Raw genomic sequence first — 25,766 nt, forward strand, 5'->3', positions numbered from 1 at the left:
CACAGAGTTACGGCGGCCATGGCGAGAGGGAAACGCCCGGCAACATTCCGAACCCGGAAGCTAAGCCTCTCAGCGCCGATGGTACTGCCCTGGAGACGGGGTGGGAGAGTAGGACGCCGCCGGACAACCATTACCGAACGGGGGTCAGAGCCACAGGCTCTGACCCCCGTTCGCGTTGTGTCCGGTCCATGCCGTCAGAGCGCACGCGCGCTCAGCAGTAGTGAGGTACCCAGAAGTCATGACAGCTCCACGAGGCGGTTCCGGGGGGTCCCGGGGATCCCGTGGCTCCGGCGACGGTCGCGGTTCCGGTAACCCGCGAGGGAGCTCTGGCTTCTCCCGCGGCAGTGGTTCCGGTGCTCCGCGCGGTGGAGGGGCCCGTGGGGGCGCCGGCGCATCCCGAGGCGGCGCTGGTGGCCGGAGTGCTGCTTCCGGCGGTTTCCGACGCGCTGCGGGGACATCTCGCGGCACCGATCAGCCGGGCACGAACCGAGGCGCCGGCCGAGGCGGATCCCCGTCCCGTGACGAAAGGGGTGGCTGGCAGGACCGCCGGCCCGCCGGTGACCGCCCCGCGTGGCAGGACCGTCGGCCCGCCGGGGACCGCCCGCAGCGCGGCGAGCGCCCGCAGGGTGACCGTCCCCAGTGGCAGGACCGCCGGCCCGCAGGAGACCGTTCCCAGGGGGACCGGCCGCAGTGGCAGGACCGCCGGCCCGCTGGCGACCGCCCGCAGCGCGGCGAACGGCCGCAGGGTGACCGGCCGCAGTGGCAGGACCGCCGGCCCGCTGGCGACCGCCCTCAGCGCGGCGAGCGCCCGCAGGGTGACCGGCCGCAGTGGCAGGACCGCCGGCCCGCTGGCGACCGCCCTCAGCGCGGCGAGCGCCCGCAGGGTGACCGTCCCCAGTGGCAGGACCGCCGGCCCGCAGGAGACCGTCCCCAGCGCGGCGACCGCCCGCAGTGGCAAGACCGCCGGCCCTCCGGAGACCGTCCCCAGCGCGGCGACCGGCCGCAGTGGCAGGACCGCCGGCCCGCCGGTGACCGTCCGCAGCGTGGTGAGCGCCCGCAGGGTGACCGCCCGCAGTGGCAGGACCGCCGGCCCGCAGGGGAGCGCCCGCAGCGTGGTGAGCGCCCGCAGGGCGACCGTCCCCAGTGGCAGGACCGTCGGCCCGCAGGGGAGCGCCCGCAGGGGGACCGGCCGCAGTGGCAGGACCGTCGGCCCGCCGGTGACCGTCCGCAGCGTGGTGAGCGCCCGCAGGGTGACCGTCCCCAGTGGCAGGACCGTCGGCCCGCAGGGGAGCGCCCGCAGGGGGACCGGCCGCAGTGGCAGGACCGTCGGCCCGCCGGTGACCGTCCGCAGCGTGGTGAGCGCCCGCAGGGTGACCGGCCGCAGTGGCAGGACCGCCGTCCCGCCGGTGACCGTCCGCAGGGCGACCGCCCCTCCTGGCAGGACCGCCGGCCTGCTGGGGAGCGCCCGCAGGGTGACCGGCCGCAGTGGCAGGACCGTCGTCCGTCGGGTGGCCGTCCTCAGGCGGGCGGCCGACCGCAGTGGCAGGATCGCCGCCCGACGGCGCGCGGCACCGACGACCGCGACGACCGGCGGCCCCCGCTCCCCGCGGGGCCCGAGCTGCCGGAGTGGGTCGACGTCCGGGATCTCGACCCCGCGGTGCGCTCGTCCCTCCGAGGACTCGACCCGCGGAACGCAGAGCGGGTGGCCGGCCACCTCGTCGCCGCCGGGACACTTGTCGACGAGGACCCCGACCAGGCCCTCGCCCACGCGCGCGCCGCTCGCGATCGCGCCTCTCGGGTCGCCGCCGTCCGCGAAGCGGTCGGTGTCGCTGCCTATCACGCGGGGGACTACGCGGAGGCCGCACGCGAGATCCGGGCCTACCGCCGGATGAGCGGCGACCGGGGGTACCGGGCGGTCCTGGCCGACTGCGAGCGCGCCCTCGGCCGCCCCGACGTCGCGCTCCGGCTCGTCGCCGAGGCGCTGGCGGAAGGGCCGGAAGCCGACGAGACCACGGAACTGCGTCTCGTGGAAGCGGGAGCCCGCAGCGACCTCGGCGAGCACGCGGCGGCCCGTCTCGTGCTCGAGGGTGCCCTGGGAGGGCGTCCCGATCCTGCGCGGCTCGACGTCGACGACCCCGACCAGGTGCGGGTGGCCGCGGCCTACGCGGAGTTGCTCCGGGTCATGGGCGAGGACGAGGCAGCGGCCGAGTGGTCCGCCGTCGTCGCCGCGGCGAGCCCGGACGACGACGACATCGTGTTCGACGAGATCGAGCTCGAGATCGACGACGACGTCGAGGAGCCACTGACCACCACCGGCGAGGACATGCCCGCCGACCAGGCCCCCGAGGTCGTGGAGCGCCTACCCGAGGACGACGAGGACCTCGGCGCGGACTTCAACGCGCAGGTGGAAGCCGAGGTCGCCGAGCTGCTCGGTGAGACCGAGCCCCCGGAGGGCGAGCCCCACAGCCCACAGGACTGACACGGGCGGTCCGCCTGTCCACATGCGCTGTCGGCATCCACAGATCGCCGGGAGCCCTGGGACGGGCGGGCACTCCACGCCAGGCTCGGTCCATGAGCGTGGCTGTGATCGACCGGAACGACGTGGTGCTCCGCGGGCGATTGTCGGCGCCCGCGGAGGCGCGCACCCTGCCCAGTGGTGACCTCCTGCTGACCTTCCGGCTGGTGGTTCGCCGTCCCGAGCCGCGGGCGCGCGGTCAGTCGGTCGACGTGCTGACCTGCATCACCTACGACCGCGGCCTCCAGCGCCGGGCGGCCGTCTGGCAGCCGGGTGACGTGGTCGAGGTCGAAGGCGCCCTGCAGCGTCGGTTCTGGCGCACCGGAACGGGCACCGCCTCGGTGTGCGAGGTCAACTGCCGGCGCGGCCGCAAGGTCCCGCGGTCGGCGGGTGGTCCCGACGTGCGAACCGCTTGACTCAGTCGGCGAGCGGGCGCAGCACCAGGCCGGTCCGGGGCTTCGGCACGAACAGCGTGGACTTGCGCGGCATCCGGGCACCGGCCCGGGCCACGGCGGCGACGTCCGCAGGTGAGGGCGGCTTCAGCAGCAGGGCCACGCCGGCCCGTTCCCGCGCGGTTCGGAGCGCCTCGTCGACGCTGTGCGCGATGAGGACGGAGTCGGGGTCGTCCCGGCGATGCCACAGGCCGGTGAGCAGGCCGTGGTGGGCGAGCACCACGTCGAGCCCCCGCCAGGCCGGCGGCGCTTCGGCCGGAACGGCCGCCACGACGGACGGCGCCGGGGCCGACAGACGCACCACCCGTGTGCCGTCGCTGAGCAGGAACTCCCCGCGCCCCGGCGCGGCCAGCCACCGCCCGATCGCGGCCACGGTCCCGTCCGGGCCGGACGTGACCACCTCGTCCACCCGGAACGCATTGACGGCCGAGCCGACCGCCGCGTCCAGCCGCAGGTCGGGGACCACGCGGTGGATGGCGTCGACACGCAGGCCGCCCGGCCCCATCGGTGTCACGAGGGCCAGCACGGCGTCGCCGCCGGGCAGGTCCGGCTGCAGGCGCGCGTTGGCCCGGGCGGCGGCGAAGCGGTGGTGACCGTCGGCGATCACGGCGCCGGTCCGGGCCAGGGCCGCCCGGAGCCTGGTGAGCAGTGCCTCGTCGGTGACGCGCCAGAGGCGGTGGAGGACGCCGTCGTCGTCGGCTACCTCGAGGGTGGGATCTCCGTCGCGCGCCGAGGCGGTGAGTTCGGCGACCTCGGGGTCGGCGTCGTGCGCCAGCACGATCGGCTCGAGGTCGGTTGCGGTGGCCGCGAGCAGCGCGCGGCGTCCCTCGACAGCCAGCGGGTACGTGTCCTCGTGCGGCAGCACGGCCGCGGAGCCCGGGCCGGGCAGCCCCACCGCCCCCAGCCATCCCGTGGTGGCGGCTCCGTCGCCCGGCGAGGTCATCTCGTAGAGCCAGAGCGCGGGGCGGTCGTCACGGTCGAGCACGCCGTGCGCACGCCACTCGGCCAGCGTGGCGGCGGCGAGGTCCGCCGAGCGGCCGGCGCCCTCGTCGTCGGCAGTGCCGGGGCCGGGGTCGAGCCGGGGAAGGATGAGGCGCACGATGTTGTGCGGGTCGGCCTCGGCCAGTCGATCCCGGCCGGCGGCGGTCACCAGGTCGTAGGCTGGCGAACTCACCCGGGCGAGGTGCTCGGGATCCCGTCGCCGGTAGGTCAGGGCCCGGAAGGGCCGGACCTCCAGTCCGGTCGCGGGTGCGGACGACCAGGACTCCGACGACGAGGGCACGACCATGATCGTAGGAGCGCTCGGCCGCGGTCCGTTCCCGCGGGCGGTCCACGCACCCGCCGGGCGGCGCAGCGGCGGTCCGGCCGGTACGGCCCGAGGGGGAGGGGCGCAGGTGTCCGAGGACCGACCCCCCGAGGGTGGGGTGTACGAGTGGTACCAGCGCGGGTTGCGGCTGCTCGACGACGGCCATCCGCAGGCGGCGGCCACGTTGCTGGTCCGCGCGGCCGAGGCCGAGCCGCAGTCGCGCAGCATCCTCGAGGCGCTGGCCCGGGCGCAGTACGACGCCGGCCGCTACGACGACGCCGTGCAGAGCTTCACCACCCTCACCGCCATGAACCCGACCGACGACTACGCGCAGTTCGGGCTGGGCCTGGCCGCGAGCCGCGCGGGCGACCTCGCCCTGGCGGCCGAACACCTGGCGCTCGCCGTCGCCATGCGCCCCGACCTCGGGCATTACGCGCGGGCGCTCCGAGGTGTCCGGGCGCGGCAGGCGGCGGGGTCGGCATGACCGGGGCCCCGGCGGAGCAACTCCTCGCGCGCGGCTGCGACCAGCCGCCGTGCACGGTCTTCGACGTGGCCCTGCTCGACCTCGACGGGGTGGTCTACGTCGGGCCGAACGCGGTTCCGGGAGTCCCCGCCGCCCTGGAGTCGGCGCGGGCCGCCGGGATGCGGCTGGGCTTCGTGACCAACAACGCGGCCCGCACGCCCGACACGGTGGCCGCTCACCTCAGCGAGCTGGGCGTCCTGGCCGCGCCGGACGACGTCATCACCAGCTCCCAGGCGGCTGCCTCGGTCGTCGCCGGCCTGTTCGGAGCCGGCGCGCGGGTGCTGCCGGTGGGCGGTCCCGGTGTGGCTGCGGCCCTGCGGGCGGCCGGACTCACCGTCGTCGACGGCGCCGCCCAGGAGCCGGTCGCCGTCGTCCAGGGGTACGGCCCGGAGGTCGGGTGGGCCCAGCTCGCCGAGGCGGTCGTCGCGGTGCGCAACGGGGCCCGGCACGTGGCGACCAACACCGACGCGACCATCCCCTCGCCGAGGGGGCCGTTGCCGGGCAACGGCGCCATGGTGAACGTCGTCAGCACGGTCACCGGGACCACGCCGCTGGTCACCGGCAAACCCGACCCGGCGATGCACGCCGAGTGCGTCGCGCGGACCGGAGCACGGCGGCCACTCGTGGTCGGCGACCGGCTCGACACCGACATCGAAGGCGCGCGCCGTGCCGGTGCGGCGAGCCTGCTCGTCTTCACCGGGGTCACCGACGCCGCGGCGCTGCTGGCGGCCCGCGCTGACCACCGCCCCGACCTGCTGGCGCAGGACTGCGGCGGACTGCTGGTCCCGCACCCGCCGGTTCAGCGGGACGGATCGGGTCGTCGGTGCGGGACGTGGCGGGCCGCACCGGGGGAGGGCAGCGACGTCCTGGTGCTCACCGGTGCACATGTGCCCAGCGGCGGCGATGCCCCAGCGAAGGACGACGGCTTCGACGGGCTCCGCGCCCTGTGCGTCGCCCACTGGGCCCGGCACCCGGTCCACGGCGCCCCGGCGGACGTCGTTCCCGCCGATGAGCACGCGGCCGCGGCGCTGCACCGCTGGGGGATGGCCCCTTCGTAGGTGCCGGGGCCGGCGCTCTCAGCGGAGCGTGCTTCTCAGAGGAGCTTGCGCAGCCGCAGCAGGTCGCGCAGGCCCGCCTCGAGCTTCACCCTGCCGGTGGCCCACGCCTGGCCGAAGTGGACGTGGCCGGCCGTCAGCGCGATCAGGTCGTCGCTGGTCATGGTGAGGCGGATGTCGGCCTTCGGCACCGCCGGGCCGTGCGGGAGCACGTGCAGGTCGCGCACCGCACCGCCCCCGAGCCGCCCGAGCACCACCTCGTCGAGATCGGTCAGCCGGCACGAGAGGCTCCGGTCCAGCCCGGCCGCGGCGGGACTGGACGCGAGGTCGCCGAGGATCTCCTCGAGCGCGATCAGGCATTGATCCATCGTGGCCACGCGGGCGCGCCTCCCCAGGTCGATGGGCGTTCTGTCGGCTGCGGGACGGTACCGCTCCGCTCCACTGCCCCGTGCCCGTCGTCCGCGGCCGGTAACCTCCGGAGCGGACGGACGCCGCCCCCCGCCGCCGTCCTTCACCGCCTGAGGAGCCAGTGACATGACCGAGCCGAGCCCGGAGCGACCGGTCCCCGGACCGCCGCGTCCCGGCCCCGTGCCCGGACAGGGCGGGGGACCCGGCGACGCGGCCACCGGCGAGCGGTCCTCGGACGACGCCCGCTTCGCCGACCTCGACCAGCAGCCGGTGTCCGAGCACGTGGCCGTCTTCGAGGCCGAGCACGACCGGCTCCAGCGCGAGCTCGGCACGATCGACCAGGTCTGATGGCCCGCCGCAGCCGGCTCGACGCCGAGCTCGTGCGCCGGGGCCTGGCGCGGTCCCGCGAGCACGCCGTCGCCCTCATCGCCGAAGGACGTGTCGCCGTCTCGGGTCGCGCCGCGACCAAGCCCGCGACCGGCGTCGAGGCCGGCACCCCCGTCGTCGTCCGCACCGATCCCGACCAGCCCAGTTGGGTCTCCCGCGGCGCGCACAAGCTGCTCGGCGCGCTCGACGCGTTCGGCGTCGCAGTCGAGGGCCGCCGGGCGCTCGACGCGGGTGCGTCCACCGGCGGTTTCACCGAGGTGCTGCTCAGCCGCGGCGCGGCCGAGGTCGTCGCCGTCGACGTGGGCTACGGCGAGCTGGCCTGGTCGCTGCGCACCGACGAGCGGGTGCGCGTGCTCGAGCGCACCAACGTCCGCACGCTGACCCCGGACGCCACCGGCGGGCCGGTCGACCTCGTCGTCGCCGACCTGTCGTTCATCTCGCTCCGGCTGGTCCTCCCCGCGCTCATCGGCTGCGCCCGGGGCGACGCCGACCTGCTGCCCATGGTGAAGCCGCAGTTCGAGGTCGGTCGCGAGCGCCTCGGCGCCGGGGGAGTGGTGCGTGACCCCGAGCATCGCGTCCAAGCGGTGCTCGAGGTCGCCCGCGCTGCCGCGGCACTCGGATGGGGTACCGCCGGTGTGGTGGCCAGCCCGCTGCCCGGTCCGGCTGGGAACGTGGAGTTCTTCCTGTGGCTGCGCCACGACGCCGGCGCGCCGCAGGAAGAGGACATCCGTCGAGCAGTTCAGGAAGGGCCGCAGTGAGCGGACAGGGGCGTGAGCATCGCCGCGAGGAGCGGGCCGGGAACGAGCCGAGCGCGGGGACGCCCGGCGCGCACGTCCGTCGTGTCCTGCTCACCGTGCACACCGGGCGGCACGACATCGTCGAGCTGGCCCGGACCTCTGCCGCCCGGCTCATGGCCGGCGGCATCACGGTGCGGCTGCTGGCAGAGGAGGCCGACGACCTCGCGATCGACGGCGCCGAGGTCGTGCCCGGTGACGAGAAAGCCGCCTGCGACGCCGAGATCGTCATGGTCTTCGGTGGTGACGGCACTTTCCTGCGGGCCGCCGAGCTGGCCCGCTACACCGACGCCGCACTGATGGGCGTCAACCTCGGCCGGGTCGGCTTCCTGGCCGAGACCGAGCCCGAGGCGGTCGAGGAGACCCTCAGTGCCATCGAGCGCTGCCTCTACCGGGTCGAGGAGCGCCTGGCGCTGCAGGTCGACGTGCTCGACCGCGACGGCGACGTCGTGGGGGGCACCTGGGCCCTCAACGAGGTGTCGGTGGAGAAGGCCGAGCGGTCCCGCGTCCTCGACGTCGTCCTGGCGATCGACGGCCGGCCCCTGACCAGCTTCGGCTGCGACGGCGTCCTGTGCGCGACCCCCACCGGCTCGACGGCGTACGCGTTCTCCGCCGGTGGTCCGGTGGTCTGGCCCGACGTCGAGGCGCTGCTGCTGGTGCCGAGCAACGCCCACGCCCTGTTCGCGCGCCCGCTGGTGACCTCGCCCAACTCGGTGCTGACCGTCGCGGTCCCGCCCGACGGCAACACCGCCCGGGTCTCGGCCGACGGCCGCCGGGTCGTCGAGATCCCCGACGGCGGCCGGGTGGACGTGCGCCGCGCCGAGCGGCCGGTCCGCATCGCCCGCGTGCACGCCTCCACCTTCGGCGACCGGCTGGTCGCGAAGTTCGGCCTGCCGGTGCGCGGCTTCCGCGACGCGCGGCACCTCGGCCCCGGCCACGAGCTGTTCACCAGCCGCACCGTGCTGTCCCGTGACGTCGTCACCGGCGACGGCCGCGTGCTCGACGCGGACGCCGACACGCACATCGACGGCGACGTCGGTGCCGACGTCGTCGCGGGGGAGGTGGGCGGTGCCGGCACGCGCGACGACGGCTGAGCACGGACCCTCCGGCCCCGCACCCCTCGCTGACGCTCGGCGCGGGTCCCCGCGGGAGGGCCGTTCCAGCACATCACCTGGCCGGCTGACCGAGCTGCGGATCCGCGGGCTGGGCGCCATCGACGACGTCACCCTGGAGCTGGGCAGCGGTCTGACCGTCGTGACCGGCGAGACCGGCGCCGGCAAGACGATGGTGGTCACCGGCCTGACCCTGCTGTTCGGCGGGCGGGCCGACCCCGGTCGCGTCCGCGCCAGCGGCCGGGCCGGCGTCGAGGGCCGACTCGAACTGCCGGCCGACTCGCCAGTGTGGGAGCGCGCAGCCGACGCCGGCGCCGACCCCGACGACGACGGCAGCCTCATCCTCGCCCGCACGGTCAGCGCGGAGGGCCGCTCGCGCGCGTTCCTCGGCGGCCGCGCCGTCCCCGTGGGTGTCGTCGCCGAGCTGGCCGAGGGCCTGCTGGCCGTGCACGGGCAGACCGATCAGCTCCGGTTGTCCCGCCCGGCCGAGCAGCGCCGCGCCCTCGACCGCTACGCGGGCTCCGCGCACCTGCAGCTGCTGGAGCGCTACCGCGAGGCCCACCAGCACTGGCGGCAGCTGGCCGCCGACCTCGAGCGGCGGCGCAGTTCGGCGCGCGAGCTGGCCCAGACGGCCGACGTGCTGCGGCACGGGCTCGAGGAGATCTCCGCCGTCGCTCCCGAGCCCGGCGAGGACGAGGCGCTCGACGCGCAGGCCCGGCGGCTCGCGGACGCCGACGCGCTGCGCGCCGCGGCCGACGAGGCGCGGCTCGCCCTGGTCGGCGACCTCACCGGCGACCTCGGCGGCGGCCTCGACGGGGGACTGGTGCCGCAGGACGCCACCGCGGCCCTGGCCACCGCAGAGCGCTCGCTCGCGGCCTCCGACGACCCGGCGCTGGTCCTGCTGGCCCAGGACCTCGCCGACGCCGTCGCCGTCGTCTCCGACGTCGCCGGCCAGCTCGCGAGCTACGTCGCCGATCTCGACGCGGACCCCGCGCGACTGGCCGAGGTCATGGACCGGCGGGCCGCGCTCACCGCACTCGTCCGCAAGTACGCCGAGCCGGGCACCGGCGCCACGGGCGTGCTCGCCTGGGCCGAGGACGCGGCCGGGCGGCTGGCCGAGCTCGACGTGTCCGACGAGGCCCTCGAGCAGCTGGAGCGGGAGCGCGACGCCGCCCGGGTGAGGGTCGACGAGCTGGGACGGCGGGTCTCGGCCGGCCGCCGGGAGGCCGCGGACGGTTTCGCCGCCGAGGTGGGCCGCGAGCTGGCCGGCCTGGCGATGAAGAGCGCGCGGGTGTCCTTCTCGATCGAGAGCGACCCCGACCAGCCCGGGCCCGACGGGATCGACGAGGTGGCCCTGCTGCTGGCGGCCCACCCCGGTGCCCCCGCCCGGCCGGTGCACAAGGGCGCCTCGGGCGGCGAGCTGTCGCGCGTGATGCTGGCCATCGAGGTCGTCTTCGCCGGCGCCGACCCCGTGCCGGTGATGGTCTTCGACGAGGTCGACGCCGGCGTCGGCGGGCAGGCCGCCGGCGAGATCGGGCGCCGGCTGGCGCGGCTGGCCCGCGACCACCAGGTCGTCGTCGTCACCCACCTGGCCCAGGTCGCCGCGTTCGCCGACACGCACCTCGTCGTCGACAAGTCGCCCGACACGGGCGCCGGGGTGACCGCCACCGACATCCGGGCCGTCGAGGACGAGGACCGGGTGCGGGAACTGGCGCGGATGCTGTCCGGGCTCGCCGACAGCGACACCGGTCAGGCCCACGCCCGCGAGCTGCTCGCCGTCGCGGCCGATCGGGCCTGACGGGCACCAGGTCACGGTCGCAGCACGGACCCGCGATCCGGGGCGTACCCGTCCGGAAATCCGGGTAGGGGCGCCCCGTGACGTGCTTCTCCTCGGCCGACGAGTCGGCCCACTACGGGTTCTCCGTCTGCCTGTTGCTGGAGCAGTACCGGGCGCAGCTGCGCTGGGGCGAGGAGGGCATCGTCGAGCTCGGTACGGGTGACGCCACGGCCATCGCCGACGTCGTCGCCAACCTGCCGGAACTGCGCGTCGCCAGCTTCGACATCAGCGAGGCCTCGGTGCTGCAGGCCCGCGCGAACATCGCCGCGAAGGGGGTCGCCGACCGGTACGCCGTGGAGCTCGGCGACTTCTTCGACCGGGCCGACTCCACCGGGGGGACGGCGGTGTCGACCGTCATCTCCAACCCGCCCTACATCCCCGCGCCCGACCGCGACATCCTGATGCCCGAGCTCTGGGGCGGCGTGCACGGCAACGACCTGGTGCTTCAGCTGTTCAAGGCCGGCTACGAGAACGTCGTCACCGCGGTCGCTAGCTACTCCGACCCGGTGGCCACCGTCCGCACCGCCGGCGATCTGGGCTACCGGGTCGCCAACTTCCTCGCCATGGCGCTGGACTACGGCCGGTACAGCAGCGAGCCGAAGGTCCAGGCGCACATCCGGCAGATGTGCGCGGAGGGCCGGGCCTGGGCGGCCGACGACGGCTACATGGTCGCGGTCGCCCTCTTCACCCGGAACCCCGACGTCCCCGGCGATCGCGCCGATCAGCTGCTGCGCTCCCTGCAGTTCTGCCCCTGACAGCTTTCGGTACAGAAAGCGCGGCCGCACGCCGCAGCTTTCGGTACGGAAAGCTCGTCAGCGCCGTTTGGCGTAGCCGGCGAGGCCGAACTGCAGCAGGGACAGACCCCGCTGGCCGCGGCGGCGGAGCTCGGCGGCCAAAGGCTCACCCGTGACGCCGGCCAGCACCCGGTCGCGGGCGAGCTCCAGCAGCGACGCGTAGAGCCCGAGCACCGCGTGCGCGGCCAGCCACGGCTCGAGCTGACCCGACCGGGCGTCGGTCTCGTCGGCGATCAGGGCGGCCAGCGCGTCGGTGATCTCGCCGAGGATCTCGCGCTCGCGCACCAGCAGCGTGCGGCTGCCGCGGATCACCTTCGCCATGCGCGCCACGCCGTCGGCCGCCTCCGGGGAGCCCAGCAGGCCGACGACGGAGACGACGAAGCTGCCCGCCGCCGCCGACACCGACTCGCCGGCCGGGCGGCGCCGGACGGCGTCGAGCAGCGCGGCCCGCATGGGCGGGTCGGCGTCGAAGACCAGGCCCTCCTTGACCGGGAAGTGGTTGAAGACGGTCTTCTCGACCACGCCGGCGCGGCGCGCGATCTCCATCACGCTGACGGCGTCGAAACCACGCTCCGCGAACAACTCCGCGGCCGCGTCGACGATCCGCTCGCGGGTCTCCTGGCGGCGCCGCTCCCGCGCGCCGGCCTTGGCGCGGGGGCGCCGCGGCTCGGCCGCCGGCGCTCCGGAACCGCCGGGGTCAGGGGCGGTCCCGGAGGTCGTCGACGGCTGGGGGACGTCGTCGGCGGAAGGGTTGACTGAGGGAAACGTCCTGATCAGGGCGCTGGGAGGGGTCGTCGAGGGAGCGACCTCCGCCGGGGCCGGGGTGGGGCTCCCGGGGTCGGTCACGGGCAGGGCGTGGGCCACTCGAGTCACACGGGCCACGCTAGTCACGAGTCGGTAACGGTCCCGCGCAGCGGCCGGGCCGGGCGATCCCCGCGTGTCGCGGCGCCCGTAGTGTCGGACACGGTGCGTAACCGGGCTGTCGCCGTCGCGCGTCGGTGGACCGGGGGCTCCGGCCAGCGTGGCAGCATGCGGATCATGCGCATCGGCACCGTCCGCCGCGGCCGGGCACAGCAGGCGGGCCCCGGGGTCGTCGGCACCGCCCGGCTCGACCGGCGCACCAAGAACCTCACCAAGCGGCTGCGGCCCGGCGACATCGCCGTCATCGACCACGTCGACATCGACCGGGTCAGCGCCGACGCGCTGGTCGGCTGCCGGGTGGGCGCCGTCGTCAATGCGGCCGCGAGCATCTCCGGCCGCTATCCCAACCTCGGTCCCGACATCCTGATCAGCGCCGGCATCCCACTCCTGGACGACGTCGGCCGCGACGTGTTCACCGCGGTCAAGGAGGGCGCCGAGGTCCGCGTCGACGGCAACCAACTGCTGGCCGAGGACGGCACCGTCCTCGCCGAGGGCTTCCCCCACGACAAGGCCTCGGTCGAGGCGGCGATGACCGAGGCGAAGGCCGGGCTGTCCATCCAGCTCGAGGCCTTCGCGACCAACACCATGGAGTACATGAAGCGGGAGCGCGCGCTCCTGCTCGACGGCGTCGGCGTGCCCGACGTAGCCACCCAGTTCGAGGGCCGGCACGCGCTGGTCGTCGTCCGCGGCTACGACTACAAGGAAGACCTGCACGCCCTGCGCGCCTACATCCGTGACTACCGGCCGGTGCTCATCGGCGTCGACGGCGGTGCCGACGCCCTGCGCGAGGCCGGCTACCAGCCGGACATGATCGTCGGCGACATGGACTCCGTCAGCGACGACTCGCTGCGGTGCGGCGCCGAGGTGGTCGTCCACGCCTACGCCGACGGGCGCGCCCCCGGCCTCGCCCGGGTCCAGGACCTGGGCGTCGAGGCGATCACCTTCCCCGCGGCGGCCACCAGCGAGGACATCGCCATGCTGCTCGCCGACGAGAAGGGCGCCAAGCTCATCGTCGCCGTCGGCACGCACGCCACCCTCGTGGAGTTCCTCGACAAGGGCCGCGGCGGCATGGCCTCGACCTTCCTGACCCGCCTCCGGCTCGGCGGCAAGCTGGTGGACGCCAAGGGCGTGAGCCGGCTCTACCGCAGCCGTATCTCGACGCTGGCCCTGGTCGTCCTGGTGCTGGCCGCCTTCGTCGCCATCGGCTCGGCCCTCGCGGTCTCCGCGGCCGGACGCGTCTACTTCGATCTGCTGCTCGACCAATGGAACAGCTTCGTGTTCTGGCTGGAGAACCTCTTCTCGTGATCGACTTCCGCTATCACCTGGTCTCGCTGATCGCCGTGTTCCTGGCGGTCGCGCTGGGGATCATCATCGGCACGACGGCGCTCAACGAGCCGATCCTCGCCGACATCGAGGGTCAGGTCGCCGACCTCGAGCAGGACAAGCGCAGCCTGGAGGACCGCACCCAGCAGCTCCAGGCCCAGCTGGACACGACCCAGGCCTTCGAGGAGGCCGTCGCCCCCGCCCTCGTCGACGGCACGCTGGCCGACCGCTCGGTGCTGCTCGTGGTGACCAACGAGGACGTCGCCCCGGAGACCGTCGACGCGGTCACCGCGCTCATCGGCGAGGCGGGCGGCTCCGTCAGCGGCCAGCTCACGCTGCAGCCGGAGTACACCGACCCGTCGACCGAGGCGGCCCTGCAGGGCTACGTCACCGGGGGCGGGCTCCCCTCCGGGGTGCAGCTGCCCGAGGCCGACGACACCGGCCAGCTGGTCGGCGCCCTGCTCGCGCAGGTGCTGATGCTGCAGCCCGAGGGCACCGCGCCCGACCCGACGGCCATCTCCTCGGTCCTGGCCGGGCTGTCCGCCCTCGACGTGCTCAGCCAGGACAGCGACGCCGTCGCACCCGCCGACTACGCGGTCGTCCTGACCAGCGGTGCCTTCGCCGGTGAGGACGCCGCCGAGCGCAGCGGCACGCTGGTCGACCTGGTCACCGCTCTCGACGCCGCCGGCTCCGGGGCGGTTGTGGCGGGCGACGCCGGATCGGCGGCCGAGTCGGGTCTGGTGGGGACACTGCGCGCCGACCCCACGGTGTCCGCCGCGGTCTCCACCGTCGACAACGTCAACGCCGTCGCCGGGCAGATCAGCACCGTCCTCGCCCTGGGGCAGGAGGGTGAGGGCACGTCCGGCAAGTACGGCACCGGGGAGGACACCCAGCCGGTCCCGCCGGTGCCCACGACCACCCCATGAGCGCGACCGTGACCGCGCGGCGGGGGAGTGCCCGCAACGCCCGCCTGGCCCTGGCCGGCGCCGCCGTCGCGCGCCTGGCGCTGGCCGGTGCCGCCGACCTGACCGCGCGCCCCGCGGGTGCGCCGTGGCGGCGGATGAACTACGCCGGACGGCCGGTGACGCTGCTCGGCGGGCCCGCGCTCGCCGTCTCGGCCACGGCGACCGCCGTCCTGGGCGCCGCGCCGGGCACCCGCGCGGCGGACGCCGTCGTCGGCGGCGTCTCCGGTCTGGTCGGGGGCTACGACGACCTCGCGGGAGCCCGCCCCGAGCAGGCCCGGGACAAGGGCCTGGCCGGGCACCTGCGGGCCCTGCGCGAGGGCCGGGTCTCGGCGGGGGCGGTCAAGGTCGCCGGAATCGGTGCAGCGGCCGCCGTGGCGGCCCTGCTCACCTCCCGCGGCTCCGGTGCCCGCGCGGGCCGGCTGGTCGACGGCGTCCTCACCACGGGACTGGTCGCCGGCAGCGCCAATCTGCTGAACCTGCTCGACCTGCGCCCCGGCCGCGCCGGCAAGGCCGGCGTGCTCGCCGCGGCCGCCGGCCTCGGCGGGCCTGCCGGAGGGCTCGTCGCCGGACCGCTGGGAGCGACGCTCGCGACCCTGCCCGCCGATCTCGGCGAGCGGGTCATGCTCGGCGACGCCGGCGCCAACGCCCTCGGTGCGCTGATCGGTCTGCGGCTGGCCGCGTCGCCGAGCCGGGTCGTGCGCGCCGGGCTGCTCGCCACGATCACGGGCCTGACCCTGGCCAGCGAGAAGGTCAGCTTCACGAAGGTCATCGAGGCGACCCCGGGCCTGCGGGAACTGGACCGCCTCGGCCGCCGGCCGGCGTGACCTCGCGCCAGCTCGCCCGGGGCGTCGCCGGGGCCGCCGCGCTGATCGCCGTCCTCACCCTGCTCGCCCGGCTGGCCGGCTTCGGCCGGACGCTGGTCTTCACCAACACCGTCGGCGCCGGCAGCACTGGTGACACCTACCTCGCGGCCAACAACGTCCCGAACATCGTGTTCGAGGTCGTGGCCGGCGGGGCGCTGGCCAGCCTCGTCGTCCCGATGCTGGCCGGGGGCATCGCCACCGGGAACCGGGACCAGGTCCGGCGCACTGCGTCGGCCCTGCTCGGCTGGACGCTGCTGGTCCTGGCACCGCTCGCCGTCCTGGTCGCGGTGTTCGCCGAGCCGATCGCCCGGCTGCTGCTCGGCGCCGGCGACGAGGCCGAGGTCGCGCTGGCCGCCCGCTTCCTGCTCGTCTTCGCCCCGCAGGTGGTGCTCTACGGCGTCGGCATCGTGCTCACCGGCGTGCTCCAGGCGCACCGCCGGTTCGCCGGCCCGGCGATCGCCCCGCTGCTGTCCAGCGTCGTCGTCGCCGGGGCGTACCTGGTCTTCGCGGGGATCGGCGGCAGTGGCGACGTCGCCGACCTGTCGACGCCGGCCGAGCTCGTCCTCGGGGTCGGGACGACGCTGGGCGTGGTGGCCCTGAGCCTGAGCCTGCTGGTCCCGCTGCGCGGGCTGCGGCTCGGGCTCCGACCGACCCTGCGCTTCCCGGTGGGCGCCGCCCCGCGGGTGCGGCGGCTGGCCCTGGCCGGGGTGCTGACCCTCGCCGGGCAGCAGTTGGTCGCCGCGGTGGCCATCCGGCTGGCCAACGACGGCACGCCCGACGGCACGCAGGTGGTCTACGCGGCGGGCCTCACGCTCTTCCTGGTGCCGTGGGCGGCGCTGGCCGTGCCGCTGGCCACCTCGGCCTATCCCGGTCTCGCCGAGCGGGCCGAGGAGGGCGACGAGGCAGGGTTCCGCCGGGCGCTCGCCCCGGTCGCGGTGTTCACCGTGGCGACGGCGGCCGTCGCGGCCGCCCTGCTCGTGGCCGTGTCCGGTCCGATGGCGCGGGTGTTCCTGGCCCGGGGTTCGGACGACGTGGTCGGCGCGCTGCGCGACACCATCGTGGCCTTCGCGCCCGGCCTGGTCGGGTACGCGCTGGTCGCCCTGCTCACCCGCGCCCTCTACGCCCGCGGGCTGTGGAAGGCGCCGACCGTCTGCGTCGTGGGCGGCTGGCTGCTCGCCGTCGTCGCCGACGTCGTCCTGTCCGCCGTCCTCCCGCCGGAGGACCGGGGGTGGGCGCTGGGCGCCGGGCACAGCCTCGGGGTGACCGTGGCCGGGCTCGGCCTGCTCGTCGTCGTCGCCCGCGTCGCCGGCGGGCCGGCCCTGCACGGCCTCCCGCGGACCGGCGTCGTCGCCCTGCTGGCCGCCGGCCTCGGAGGTGCCGCGGGGCTGGCCGTGAGCCGGGCGCTGGGGTCCGACCCGGTGCCCGACGGCGGTGTGCTCGCGGCGATCGGTGCGGGCGCGCTGGCCGGCGGCGCCGTGCTCCTCGTGGCCGCCGCCGTCATGATGGGGGGCGCACGCGGCCCGTTGACCGCGGCGTTCCGGGCGCTGCGCGCGCCCGCCGGACAGGAGGTGCACGGTGGCTGAGGGGACCCCCCTGCAGGGCCGGCGCATCGCCGAGGTGCTCGCCACCAGTGCCGGCGGGGTCGGCAGCCACGTGCGCTCGCTCCTCCCGGCTCTCCGGTCCGCCGGCGCCACCGTCACCGTCTGCGGGGCACCCCCCACCGAGGAGCTGTTCGGCTTCACCGCCGCGGGGGCGTCGTTCGCGCCGGTCGGCATCTCCGCGGGCCTGGCCCCCCTGGCCGACCGGAGGGCCGTGGCCCAGCTGCGCCGCGCGACCGCCGACGCCGACCTGGTGCACGCCCACGGCCTGCGGGCCGGTCTGGTGGCCGCGGCGGCGCGCCGCCTCGGTGGCCGGCGCGACCAGCCCCTGGTGCTCACCCTGCACAACGCCCTGCAGGAGGGCAGCGGGCCGAAGATGTGGCTGCTACGCCGGGCCGAGGGGCTCACGATCCGCGGTGCGGACCTGGTGCTGGCGGTGTCGGGTGACCTGGCCGAGAACGCGCGGCGGCTCGGCGCCCGCGACGTCCGCGTCGCCCCGGCCCTCGCCCCGCCGCTGGCGCCGGCGACCCGGTCCCGCGCCGAGGTCCGGGCCGAACTCGGCGTCGAGGACGGCCGCCCGCTGGTGGTGGCCGTCGGGCGGCTGCACCCGCAGAAGGCCTACGACGTCCTCTTCGACGCCGTCGGCCGCTGGGCCGGCGATGCACGCCTCCCCGTGACCCCCCTGGTGGCGATCGCCGGCGACGGGCCGCTCGAGACCGAGCTCGCCGCCCGGATCCGCGACGAGCGGCTGCCGGTGCGCCTGCTCGGCCGGCGCGGCGACGTCGCCGACCTGCTCGGTGCGGCCGACGTGTGCGTGCTGCCCTCCCGCTGGGAGGGGTCACCGTTCACCGGCCAAGAGGCGCTGCGCTCGGGCACACCCCTGGTGGCCACCCGAGCCGGGGGCATGCCGGAACTGTTCGGCCCCGGCGCGTCGTTCGTGCCGGTCGGCGACGACGAGGCGCTGGCCGAGGCGCTCGTCCGCGTGCTGACCGACCCCGCCCACGCCGCGGAGCTGGCCGACGCCGGCCGGCGGCAGGCTGCCGGCTGGCCCGACGAGGACGCCGCGGCCCGCCGTGCGGTCGCCGTCTACCGCGAGCTGCTCGGCACGCCGGTGTCCGGCCCGTCATGAGATCCGCAGCCCGCCGCGCCGCCGCGCTGTGGGCCGTCGTCGCCGCGCTGCTGGCGACGGTGGTCCCCGCCGCCGCGGCCGCCGATGCGGGCGAGTACGCCGCCGACCGGGTCGTCGTCGTCGGGGTGCCGGGCCTGGTGTGGGCCGACGTCGACCCCGAGGCCACCCCCGAGCTGTGGGCCCTCGCCGAGGAATCGCCGGTCGGCGCCACCTCGGTCCGCGCGGCCCGCTCCACGACCTGCGTGCTCGACGGCTGGGCGACGCTCGGCGCCGGCAACCGCGCCCGGTTCCCCGGCCCGGACGAGGGCCTGCCCCCGGTTCCCATGCCGCAGGTGCCGCTGCCCGACGACGAGGCCGGTCCCCAGCCGGCTCCCGGCGACGGCGCGGACGACGACGGCGAGGACGCCCAGACCGGCGACGGCCGGGATCCCCCGCTGGACACCTCGCTGTCGCACTGCGGGCTGCAGGAACGGGTCGCGGCGGTCGGACTCGTCGATCCGCAGGACACCGTCGAGCGGACCGCTGCCGACGAGGGCACGGCGCGCTTCGGGGCCGAGCCGGCCGCCCTCGGCGATGCCGTGGGCTGCGCGACGGTGTCGGGGCGGGCCGCGACGCTGGCCGTGGCCGCGCCCGGGGTGGACATCATCCGGGCCGACACCCTGCCCACCGATCCCGAGACGCTGGCCGGCGTGCTCGACGAGTGCCCGCTCACCCTCGTCTCCCTCGAGCACCTGTCCGACGCCGGGAAGCCCGGCGCGGAGAAGACCGACGACGGCACCGACCCGCTGCCGCGCGCGCAGGCCCTGACCGCGATCGACGAGCAGCTGGGCCGGATCCGCCAGGCGATCAGCGCCGCTCCCGGCGACACCCTGCTGCTGCTGGCCGGCATCTCCGAGGTCAACGACGGCCGCCCGCAGCTGCACGTCGGCATCGCCTCGGGGCCGGGCTTCACCGCGACCGGCTGGCTCACCTCGGCCAGCACCGGCCGCGCCCCCTTCCTCCAGCTCATCGATCTGGCGCCGACGGCACTGCGGGCCCTGGACCTGCCGGCCCCGGCGTCGATGAACGGCCAGCCGCTGACGGTGGCGGGGGAGCGGCCGGCCGTGGCCGACGCCGTCGCCGAGCTCGACGACGTCAACACCGCCGCCACCGTGCACCACCGCAACGTGAGCACGTTCTTCTGGCTCCTGGTGGGCGTCTCGGCCGTGCTCGTGGCACTCGGCATCGCGGTCCTGGGTGCCCGGCGCGATCGCCCGCCCCGGGCGGGTGGCGACGGCGCCCGCGCGCTGGTCCGCACCCTGGCGCTCGTGGTGGCGTCCCTCCCGGTGGCCACCTACCTGGCCGGGCTGGTGCCGTGGGAGTCGACCGGATCGCCGGTCCCGGCCATGGTCGGCGCCGTCGTCGTCGCCGCCCTCGTCGTGGCGACCGTGGCAGTCGCTGGGCCGTGGCGGTCGCACCCGCTCGGCCCGCCCCTGGCGATCGTCGTCGTCACCCTGGCCACGCTGGTCCTCGACGTCCTCACCGGATCGACCCTCGAGCTCAACGGGCTGCTCGGCTACGACGCGATCGTGGCCGGGCGGTTCACCGGCTACGGCAACCTCACCGCCGGCCTGCTGTCGGTCAGCGCGCTGCTGGTCACCGCCGCCGCGGCCACGCTCGCCGGCCGGCGCGCGCCGGCCGGCCGGGCCCGGGCCGCGACGGCGGCCACCGTTCTCGGGATCGGTCTGGTCAGCGTCGTGATCATCGGCGCCCCCGGGCTGGGCCGGGACTTCGGCGGGGTGCTCTCGGCGCTGCCCGGGTTCCTGCTGCTGGCGCTGCTGCTGACCCGCACGCGGGTGACCGTGGTCCGGCTCGGCGCGATCTTCGCGACCGCGGTGGTGGCGGTCGGCGTCGTCGCCTACCTGGACTGGCTGCGGCCCGCGGCCGAGCGCAGCCACCTGGGCCGCTTCGTCGAGCAGCTGCTCACCGGCGAGGCCTGGACCGTGGTCAGCCGCAAGGCGCAGGCCAACCTCGACATCCTCCTGGGCAGCCCGCTGGCGTGGATGCTGCCCGTCGCCCTGGTCGCCGCCGGCTGGCTGGTGCGCCCCGGCGGCCTGCTGCGCACCCGGCCGGGTCCGGAGGACGGCGAGCCCGTCGGTCCGGGAGGTCTCCCGCCCGGCGACACCGCGGCGGTGCGGGCAGGTCTCCTGGCCGGACTGCTGAGCCTCGCGCTCGGTGCCGCGGTCAACGACTCCGGCGTGGCCCTGCCGGCGACGGCGGCCGCCCTGCTGGTGCCGCTGCTCGTCTGGCTGGCCGCCGCGCGCGGGGGCGGGGGCACCGCACAGGGGGAGGTGGCCGACGGCACTCCCCGTTCCGGCCCTGTCGACGGCCCCGATCGTGTTACGGTCGTCTCCCGTGGATCGACCGTCTGGAACGCGTGAACTCGGGCTACTGCACAACTCCCAGCCGACGAAGTTCGTCTTCGTCACCGGTGGCGTTGTCTCCTCTCTCGGCAAGGGACTGACGGCCAGTTCGCTGGGCGCCCTGCTGTCCAGCCGTGGCCTGCGGGTCACCATGCAGAAGCTGGACCCCTACCTCAACGTCGACCCCGGGACGATGAACCCGTTCCAGCACGGTGAGGTGTTCGTCACCGAGGACGGCGCGGAGACCGACCTCGACATCGGGCACTACGAGCGCTTCCTCGACACCGACCTCGACGGCCGCGCCAACGTGACGACCGGCCAGGTCTACTCGAACGTGATCGCCAAGGAGCGGCGCGGGGAGTACCTGGGCGACACCGTGCAGGTCATCCCGCACATCACCAACGAGATCAAGGCCCGGATCCTCGCCGGGGCCCAGGCCGCCGACCGCGTCGACGTCGTGATCACCGAGATCGGCGGGACGGTCGGCGACATCGAGTCGCTGCCCTTCCTGGAGGCAGCCCGCCAGGTCCGGCACGAGATCGGCCGGGACAACTGCTTCTTCCTGCACATCTCGCTGGTGCCCTACATCGCGCCGTCGGGCGAGCTGAAGACCAAGCCGACCCAGCACTCGGTCGCCGCGCTGCGCAGCATCGGCATCCAGCCCGACGCGGTCGTCTGCCGCTCGGACCGGGAGATCCCCACCGGCCTCAAGCGCAAGATCAGCCTGATGTGCGACGTCGACGCCGAGGGCGTCATCTCGTGCGCCGACGCGCCGTCGATCTACGACATCCCCAAGGTGCTGCACCGCGAAGGCCTCGACGCCTACGTCGTCCGCCGGCTGGGGCTGCCCTTCCGCGACGTCGACTGGACCGTGTGGGGAGACCTGCTCGACCGGGTCCACTCGCCCAAGCAGACGGTCACGATCGCGCTGGTCGGGAAGTACATCGACCTGCCCGACGCCTACCTGTCGGTGACCGAGGCGCTGCGGGCCGGTGGCTTCGCCCACCGCGCCCGGGTGCAGATCCGCTGGGTCCCGTCCGACGACTGCGACACCCCCGAGGGCGCCGCGCACGCGCTGGCCGGGGTCGACGGGGTCTGCGTGCCCGGGGGCTTCGGCGTCCGGGGCATCGAGGGCAAGCTCGGCGCCATCCGCTACGCGCGGGTCAACGGCGTCCCGACGCTGGGGCTGTGCCTGGGCCTGCAGTGCATGGTCATCGAGTACGCGCGCGACGTCGCCGGGATGGAGAAGGCGAACTCCGCCGAGTTCGACCCCGACACCCCCGACGCCGTCATCGCCACCATGGCCTCCCAGGTCGACGTCATCGCCGGGGAGCGCGACCTCGGCGGCACCATGCGCCTGGGCAGCTACCCGGCCACGCTGGAGAAGGGGTCGGTCGCCGCCCAGGCGTACGGCTCCACCGAGATCACCGAGCGCCACCGGCACCGCTACGAGGTGGCCAACGCCTACCGCGACCGGCTCCGCGAGGCCGGCCTGGTCTTCTCCGGCACGTCGCCGGACGGCCTGCTGGTCGAGTTCGCCGAGCTGCCGCGCGACGTCCACCCGTTCTTCGTGGGCACGCAGGCGCACCCCGAGCTGAAGAGCCGGCCCACGCGACCGCACCCGCTGTTCGCCGCGTTCGTCCAGGCCGCCATCGACTACCAGGAGTCCTCGCGGCTGCCGGTGACCGTCGACGAGGGCGAGAAGGTCGGCATCTAGGTGACCACCGACCAGCACGAGTTCTCCGTCGTCGCCAGCGAGGAGATCTACGAGGGCCGGGTCATCTCGCTGCGCCGCGACACCGTCGCGATGCCCGGCGGCGAGGAGAGCGTCCGGGAGGTGGTCCACCACCCGGGGGCGGTCGCCGTCGTCGCGCTGCACGACGACGACGACGTCGTGCTGCTCCGGCAGTACCGCCACCCGTTCGGTGCCCACCTGTGGGAGCTGCCCGCGGGCCTGCGCGACGCCGACGGCGAGCCGCCCCTGGAGACGGCGAAGCGCGAGCTGGCCGAGGAGGCGCTGCTGGCCGCCGAGCGGTGGTCGCTGCTGACGACGACGTACAGCTCGCCGGGCTTCTGCGACGAGGCCGTGCTGGTCTACCTGGCCGAGGGCCTGTCCGAGGTCGAGCGCCCCGAGGGGTTCCTCGTCGAGCACGAGGAGGCCGACATGACGCTGGACCGGGTGCCGCTGGCCGACGCCGTCCAGCGGGTCTTCGACGGCGACATCCGCAACGCCATCGCCGTCGTGGGGCTGCTCGCCGCCGCGCAGGTCCGGGCCGGCGCACCGCGGCTGCGCCCCGTCGACGCGGACTAGCGCACGAGCCTGCCCTCGGGCAGGCGCAGGCCCAGGCGGCGCAGCTCGAGGGCGGCCAGCGCCCGGACGGCCTCGGGGTCGCCCGACCGCCAGGCGGCGCCCGTGCCGGCCGGCAGGGCCGCCAGCCGGGGGAGCGGAGCGGTGGCCAGCGCCCGGGCCGCGAGCAGTTCGAGGTCCGGCGTCCCGGCCAGGAGGCGGGCCGCGGCGGACGCCTCCCGCGCGTAGCCCAGCCGCCAGGGCAGCCAGCGCAGCGCCAGCCAGCCCACCGGCAGGAGCACGAGCACGACGGCCAGCACCGTGGCCAGCGTGGCGACGGCGTCCTGCGCGGCGACCCCGGCGCCCGACACCGAGCCGCTGGCGTCGGCCAGCGCCTCGAACGGCGCCGCCAGCTCGTCACCGACCACCGGGACGCCGCTCGCGGCGTCGGCTGCCGACGTCATGTTGCCCGCCACCGAGCCGCCGAGGTCCTCGACCGCCCGGCCGGGCTCTGCCAGGACCAGGACGGCGCCGTGCACGGTCCGCGCGACGAGCACCCAGAGCACCGTCCAGGCGAGCATCGCGAGGTCACCGGCGATCTGCCGGCCGCGGACGACCGGGTGGTGGGCGTAGAGCTGCATCGGCCCATCCTTCGATCGGGAGCCGCGGACCGCAGGTCGAGTGCCGGCTCGTGGTCGCCGGCACGCGCCGACACGCCGGGCGCATCGACCGCGAGTCAGCAGCCGGCGCGGGTCGCCGGGGCGGGCAGGGCTCCGCGCGGACGTGTCCCGGGCCACTCGGTGCCTAGACTCCGGGCCGAGGCGCGCCCCGATCGGGCGGCCCACGATGCGGTGGTACGACCCCGTCACCCTCGGGGTGTGCCGGCCGCCAACCCGAGGAGACAGACGATGCAGGTCGGGGTTCCCCGAGAGGTCAAGAACCGGGAGTACCGGGTCGCGCTCACCCCTGCCGGGGTGACGGAACTGGTGCGCTCCGGGCACCGGGTGCTGGTCGAGCACGGCGCCGGGGAGGGCTCCTCCATCCCCGACGCCGACTTCGTCGCGGCCGGGGCCACGATCGTGAAGGACGCCGACGACGTCTGGGCCGACGCCGACCTGCTGCTCAAGGTCAAGGAGCCGGTCGCGGAGGAGTACCACCGCCTGCGCGCCGGCCAGACGCTGTTCACCTACCTGCACCTGGCCGCGTCCAAGGAGTGCACCGACGCCCTGGTCACCTCGGGGACGACGGCGATCGCCTACGAGACGGTGCAGACCGCCGACGGCGCCCTCCCGCTGCTCGCCCCCATGTCGGAGGTCGCCGGGCGGATGGCCCCGCAGGTGGGCGCGCACAGCCTGGAGCGGGCGCACGGCGGGCGCGGGGTCCTGCTCGGCGGGGTCTCCGGGGTCTACGCGGCGAAGGTCGTCGTCATCGGCGCCGGGGTCTCGGGGATGAACGCCGCGGCGATCGCGCTGGGCATGCAGGCCGAGGTCGTCGTCCTCGACCGCGACATCGACAAGCTCCGCGCCGCCGACAAGATCTACCAGGGCCACCTGCAGACCGTCGCCTCCAACGCCTACGAGGTGGAGCGGGCCGTCCTCGACGCCGACCTGGTCATCGGCGCGGTGCTGGTGGCCGGTGCCAAGGCGCCCGTGCTGGTCAGCAACGAGCTGGTGTCGCGGATGAAGCCGGGCTCGGTGCTCGTCGACATCGCCGTCGACCAGGGCGGCTGCTTCGAGGACACCCGGCCCACCACCCACGACGACCCGACCTTCCGGGTGCACGAGTCGGTCTTCTACTGCGTGGCCAACATGCCCGGCGCGGTCCCCAACACCTCCACCCACGCGCTGACCAACGTGACGCTGCCCTACGTGATGGAGCTGGCCAACGAGGGCACGGCGGCCGCGGTGGCCGGCAACAGGGCACTGGCCCACGGCGTGAACGTCGTCGGCGGCCAGGTCGTGCTCGCCGAGGTCGCCGAGGCCCACGGCATGACCGCCGTCGGGCTCCGGGAGGTGCTCCTCTGACCGCGGCGCCTCCCGCGCCGGCCGGCGTCGGGCCCGAGGTGGCCCGCGTCGTGTCCGGCTACCTGGACCACCTGACCGTCGAGCGCGGCCTGGCGGCGAACACCATCTCCTCCTACCGCCGGGACCTGCGGCGCTACGTCGAGTACCTGGCGGCGGCCGGCGTGCGCGGGCTGCGCGAGATCGCCGAGTCCGACGTCTCGGGGTTCCTCGCCGCGCTCCGGCAGGGGGACGACGAGCACCCGCCGCTGTCGACGACGTCGGCGGCCCGCGCGGTGGTCGCCGTCCGGGGGCTGCACAAGTTCGCCCTGCTCGACGGTCTGGTGCCCGACGACGTCGCCCACGAGGTCCGGCCCCCGACGCCCGCCCGGCGGCTGCCCAAGGCGGTGCCGGTCGAGTCGGTGGTCGCGCTCATCGAGGCCGCCGGCGCCGTCGACGGGCCGCGGGGGCTGCGTGACCGGGCGTTGCTGGAACTGCTGTACGGCACCGGTGCCCGAATCTCCGAGGCGGTCGGGCTGGCCGTCGACGACCTCGACCGGGGGCAGGCCGCGGTGCGGCTGGCCGGGAAGGGCGGCAAGGAGCGGATCGTCCCGGTCGGCAGCTATGCGCTGCGGGCCGTCGAGGACTACCTGGTGCGGGCCCGGCCGGCGCTGGCGGCGACCGGGAAGGGCGGCGTCCGCGGGGGAGCGCTGTTCCTCAACGTCCGCGGCGGGCCGCTGTCCCGGCAGAGCGCGTGGGCGATCCTGCGCTCGGCCGCCGAGCGCGCCGGCCACGGGGCGGGCGGGGTGGAGTTGTCAGCGATGTCGCCGCACACCCTGCGGCACTCCTTCGCCACCCACCTCCTCGACGGCGGCGCCGACGTCCGGGTGGTCCAGGAACTGTTGGGCCACGCGTCGGTGACGACGACGCAGGTGTACACGCTGGTGACCGTCGACCGGCTGCGCGAGGTCTACGCGAGCAGCCACCCGCGGGCGCGCACCTGACAGCTGCCATCCATCGCTCTTGGCACACATTTGCCATGGTTCGGCTGATGTCGTCACAGGAGTTGTCAGTGGTCGCCATGTCGACATGACG

Annotated in this window: 24 protein-coding genes and 1 rRNA gene; 20 read left to right on the plus strand and 5 right to left on the minus strand. The window is 75.6% G+C overall.

Annotated elements, in window-relative coordinates:
- Nucleotides 1–8: 8 nt before the first annotated feature.
- A 5S ribosomal RNA gene (gene rrf, locus ABD644_RS09560) occupies nucleotides 9–125 on the plus strand.
- Nucleotides 126–211: 86 nt separating this feature from the next.
- Here rrf and ABD644_RS09565 read toward each other — a convergent pair.
- Nucleotides 212–1,840, minus strand: coding sequence for a hypothetical protein (locus ABD644_RS09565; RefSeq protein ID WP_344688618.1), 1,629 nt, complete (start codon nucleotides 1,838–1,840; stop codon nucleotides 212–214).
- Between the two features lie 48 nt (nucleotides 1,841–1,888).
- On the opposite strand from ABD644_RS09565, the gene ABD644_RS09570 reads away from it, so the two are divergent.
- The gene (locus ABD644_RS09570) at nucleotides 1,889–2,479 is read left to right on the plus strand and encodes a hypothetical protein (RefSeq protein WP_344688619.1); all 591 of its coding nucleotides are present in this window, start codon (nucleotides 1,889–1,891) and stop codon (nucleotides 2,477–2,479) included.
- Nucleotides 2,480–2,571: 92 nt separating this feature from the next.
- The gene (locus ABD644_RS09575) at nucleotides 2,572–2,931 is read left to right on the plus strand and encodes a single-stranded DNA-binding protein (protein ID WP_344688620.1); all 360 of its coding nucleotides are present in this window, start codon (nucleotides 2,572–2,574) and stop codon (nucleotides 2,929–2,931) included.
- Between the two features lies 1 nt (nucleotide 2,932).
- Here ABD644_RS09575 and ABD644_RS09580 read toward each other — a convergent pair whose 3' ends face one another.
- Nucleotides 2,933–4,255 (minus strand): DUF1015 domain-containing protein, encoded by a 1,323-nt coding sequence (locus ABD644_RS09580; RefSeq protein WP_425547418.1) that lies wholly within the window; start codon nucleotides 4,253–4,255, stop codon nucleotides 2,933–2,935.
- Nucleotides 4,256–4,361: 106 nt separating this feature from the next.
- Between ABD644_RS09580 and ABD644_RS09585 the strand changes: the two genes are divergently transcribed.
- A complete protein-coding gene (locus ABD644_RS09585; RefSeq protein WP_344688622.1) occupies nucleotides 4,362–4,757 on the plus strand; it encodes a tetratricopeptide repeat protein in 396 nt (131 codons plus the stop codon).
- Nucleotides 4,754–5,854, plus strand: a complete 1,101-nt coding sequence (locus ABD644_RS09590; protein ID WP_344688623.1) for an HAD-IIA family hydrolase — start codon at nucleotides 4,754–4,756, stop codon at nucleotides 5,852–5,854. Before ABD644_RS09585 ends, ABD644_RS09590 begins: the two co-directional genes overlap by 4 nt.
- 35 nt (nucleotides 5,855–5,889) lie before the next feature.
- On the opposite strand, the gene ABD644_RS09595 is transcribed toward ABD644_RS09590, so the two are convergent.
- On the minus strand, nucleotides 5,890–6,219 hold the full coding sequence (locus tag ABD644_RS09595; protein WP_344688999.1) for an alkyl sulfatase C-terminal domain-containing protein: 330 nt from the start codon (nucleotides 6,217–6,219) through the stop codon (nucleotides 5,890–5,892).
- A 166-nt stretch (nucleotides 6,220–6,385) separates the two neighbouring features.
- Here ABD644_RS09595 and ABD644_RS09600 point away from each other — a divergent pair, with 166 nt between their 5' ends.
- From ABD644_RS09600 to ABD644_RS09620, 5 genes are all read left to right on the plus strand, one after another.
- The gene (locus tag ABD644_RS09600; RefSeq protein ID WP_344688624.1) at nucleotides 6,386–6,607 is read left to right on the plus strand and encodes a hypothetical protein; all 222 of its coding nucleotides are present in this window, start codon (nucleotides 6,386–6,388) and stop codon (nucleotides 6,605–6,607) included.
- The gene (locus tag ABD644_RS09605; RefSeq protein WP_344688625.1) at nucleotides 6,607–7,404 is read left to right on the plus strand and encodes a TlyA family RNA methyltransferase; all 798 of its coding nucleotides are present in this window, start codon (nucleotides 6,607–6,609) and stop codon (nucleotides 7,402–7,404) included. The genes ABD644_RS09600 and ABD644_RS09605 overlap by 1 nt, the downstream gene beginning before the upstream one ends.
- Complete coding sequence (locus ABD644_RS09610) at nucleotides 7,401–8,534, plus strand: NAD kinase (protein WP_344688626.1); 1,134 nt, start codon at nucleotides 7,401–7,403, stop codon at nucleotides 8,532–8,534. Before ABD644_RS09605 ends, ABD644_RS09610 begins: the two co-directional genes overlap by 4 nt.
- Nucleotides 8,509–10,350: a DNA repair protein RecN gene (gene recN, locus ABD644_RS09615; protein ID WP_344688627.1), complete on the plus strand. Its 1,842-nt coding sequence runs from the start codon at nucleotides 8,509–8,511 to the stop codon at nucleotides 10,348–10,350. Before ABD644_RS09610 ends, recN begins: the two co-directional genes overlap by 26 nt.
- A 77-nt stretch (nucleotides 10,351–10,427) precedes the next feature.
- Nucleotides 10,428–11,144 carry a class I SAM-dependent methyltransferase gene (locus tag ABD644_RS09620; RefSeq protein WP_344688628.1) on the plus strand — a complete coding sequence of 239 codons (717 nt, stop codon included), beginning with the start codon at nucleotides 10,428–10,430 and terminating at the stop codon, nucleotides 11,142–11,144.
- 57 nt (nucleotides 11,145–11,201) lie between these two features.
- Here the strand turns inward: ABD644_RS09620 and ABD644_RS09625 are convergent, their stop codons facing one another.
- Entirely contained in the window at nucleotides 11,202–12,056 is an 855-nt protein-coding gene (locus ABD644_RS09625) for a TetR family transcriptional regulator (RefSeq protein ID WP_344688629.1), read from the minus strand.
- Nucleotides 12,057–12,212: 156 nt separating this feature from the next.
- Between ABD644_RS09625 and steA the strand changes: the two genes are divergently transcribed.
- From steA to ABD644_RS09665, 8 genes are read left to right on the plus strand one after another with little or no spacing between them, the layout of a single operon-like run.
- Entirely contained in the window at nucleotides 12,213–13,409 is a 1,197-nt protein-coding gene (gene steA, locus ABD644_RS09630) for a putative cytokinetic ring protein SteA (RefSeq protein ID WP_344688630.1), read from the plus strand.
- Complete coding sequence (locus ABD644_RS09635) at nucleotides 13,406–14,353, plus strand: copper transporter (protein ID WP_344688631.1); 948 nt, start codon at nucleotides 13,406–13,408, stop codon at nucleotides 14,351–14,353. Before steA ends, ABD644_RS09635 begins: the two co-directional genes overlap by 4 nt.
- Entirely contained in the window at nucleotides 14,350–15,216 is an 867-nt protein-coding gene (locus tag ABD644_RS09640) for a hypothetical protein (RefSeq protein ID WP_344688632.1), read from the plus strand. Before ABD644_RS09635 ends, ABD644_RS09640 begins: the two co-directional genes overlap by 4 nt.
- A complete protein-coding gene (gene murJ / locus ABD644_RS09645; RefSeq protein ID WP_344688633.1) occupies nucleotides 15,213–16,838 on the plus strand; it encodes a murein biosynthesis integral membrane protein MurJ in 1,626 nt (541 codons plus the stop codon). The genes ABD644_RS09640 and murJ overlap by 4 nt, the downstream gene beginning before the upstream one ends.
- Nucleotides 16,831–17,982, plus strand: a complete 1,152-nt coding sequence (locus tag ABD644_RS09650) for a glycosyltransferase family 4 protein (RefSeq protein WP_344688634.1) — start codon at nucleotides 16,831–16,833, stop codon at nucleotides 17,980–17,982. Before murJ ends, ABD644_RS09650 begins: the two co-directional genes overlap by 8 nt.
- Entirely contained in the window at nucleotides 17,979–20,402 is a 2,424-nt protein-coding gene (locus ABD644_RS09655) for a hypothetical protein (RefSeq protein WP_344688635.1), read from the plus strand. The genes ABD644_RS09650 and ABD644_RS09655 overlap by 4 nt, the downstream gene beginning before the upstream one ends.
- Nucleotides 20,377–22,101 (plus strand): CTP synthase, encoded by a 1,725-nt coding sequence (gene pyrG, locus ABD644_RS09660; RefSeq protein WP_344688636.1) that lies wholly within the window; start codon nucleotides 20,377–20,379, stop codon nucleotides 22,099–22,101. The genes ABD644_RS09655 and pyrG overlap by 26 nt, the downstream gene beginning before the upstream one ends.
- Entirely contained in the window at nucleotides 22,102–22,695 is a 594-nt protein-coding gene (locus ABD644_RS09665) for an NUDIX domain-containing protein (protein WP_344688637.1), read from the plus strand.
- Here ABD644_RS09665 and ABD644_RS09670 read toward each other — a convergent pair.
- The gene (locus ABD644_RS09670) at nucleotides 22,692–23,312 is read right to left on the minus strand and encodes a hypothetical protein (RefSeq protein WP_344688638.1); all 621 of its coding nucleotides are present in this window, start codon (nucleotides 23,310–23,312) and stop codon (nucleotides 22,692–22,694) included. The two genes, ABD644_RS09665 and ABD644_RS09670, sit on opposite strands and share 4 nt — an antisense overlap.
- A gap of 267 nt (nucleotides 23,313–23,579) precedes the next feature.
- Here ABD644_RS09670 and ald point away from each other — a divergent pair, with 267 nt between their 5' ends.
- Together ald and ABD644_RS09680 are read left to right on the plus strand one after the other, a co-directional pair.
- Nucleotides 23,580–24,695: an alanine dehydrogenase gene (ald, locus tag ABD644_RS09675; protein ID WP_344688639.1), complete on the plus strand. Its 1,116-nt coding sequence runs from the start codon at nucleotides 23,580–23,582 to the stop codon at nucleotides 24,693–24,695.
- Nucleotides 24,696–24,745: 50 nt separating this feature from the next.
- Nucleotides 24,746–25,675, plus strand: a complete 930-nt coding sequence (locus tag ABD644_RS09680; protein ID WP_344688640.1) for a site-specific tyrosine recombinase XerD — start codon at nucleotides 24,746–24,748, stop codon at nucleotides 25,673–25,675.
- Nucleotides 25,676–25,766 lie beyond the last annotated feature (91 nt).

Source organism: Blastococcus jejuensis, assembly GCF_039534705.1.
In the GTDB taxonomy this organism is placed as follows: Bacteria; Actinomycetota; Actinomycetes; order Mycobacteriales; family Geodermatophilaceae; genus Blastococcus_B; species Blastococcus_B jejuensis.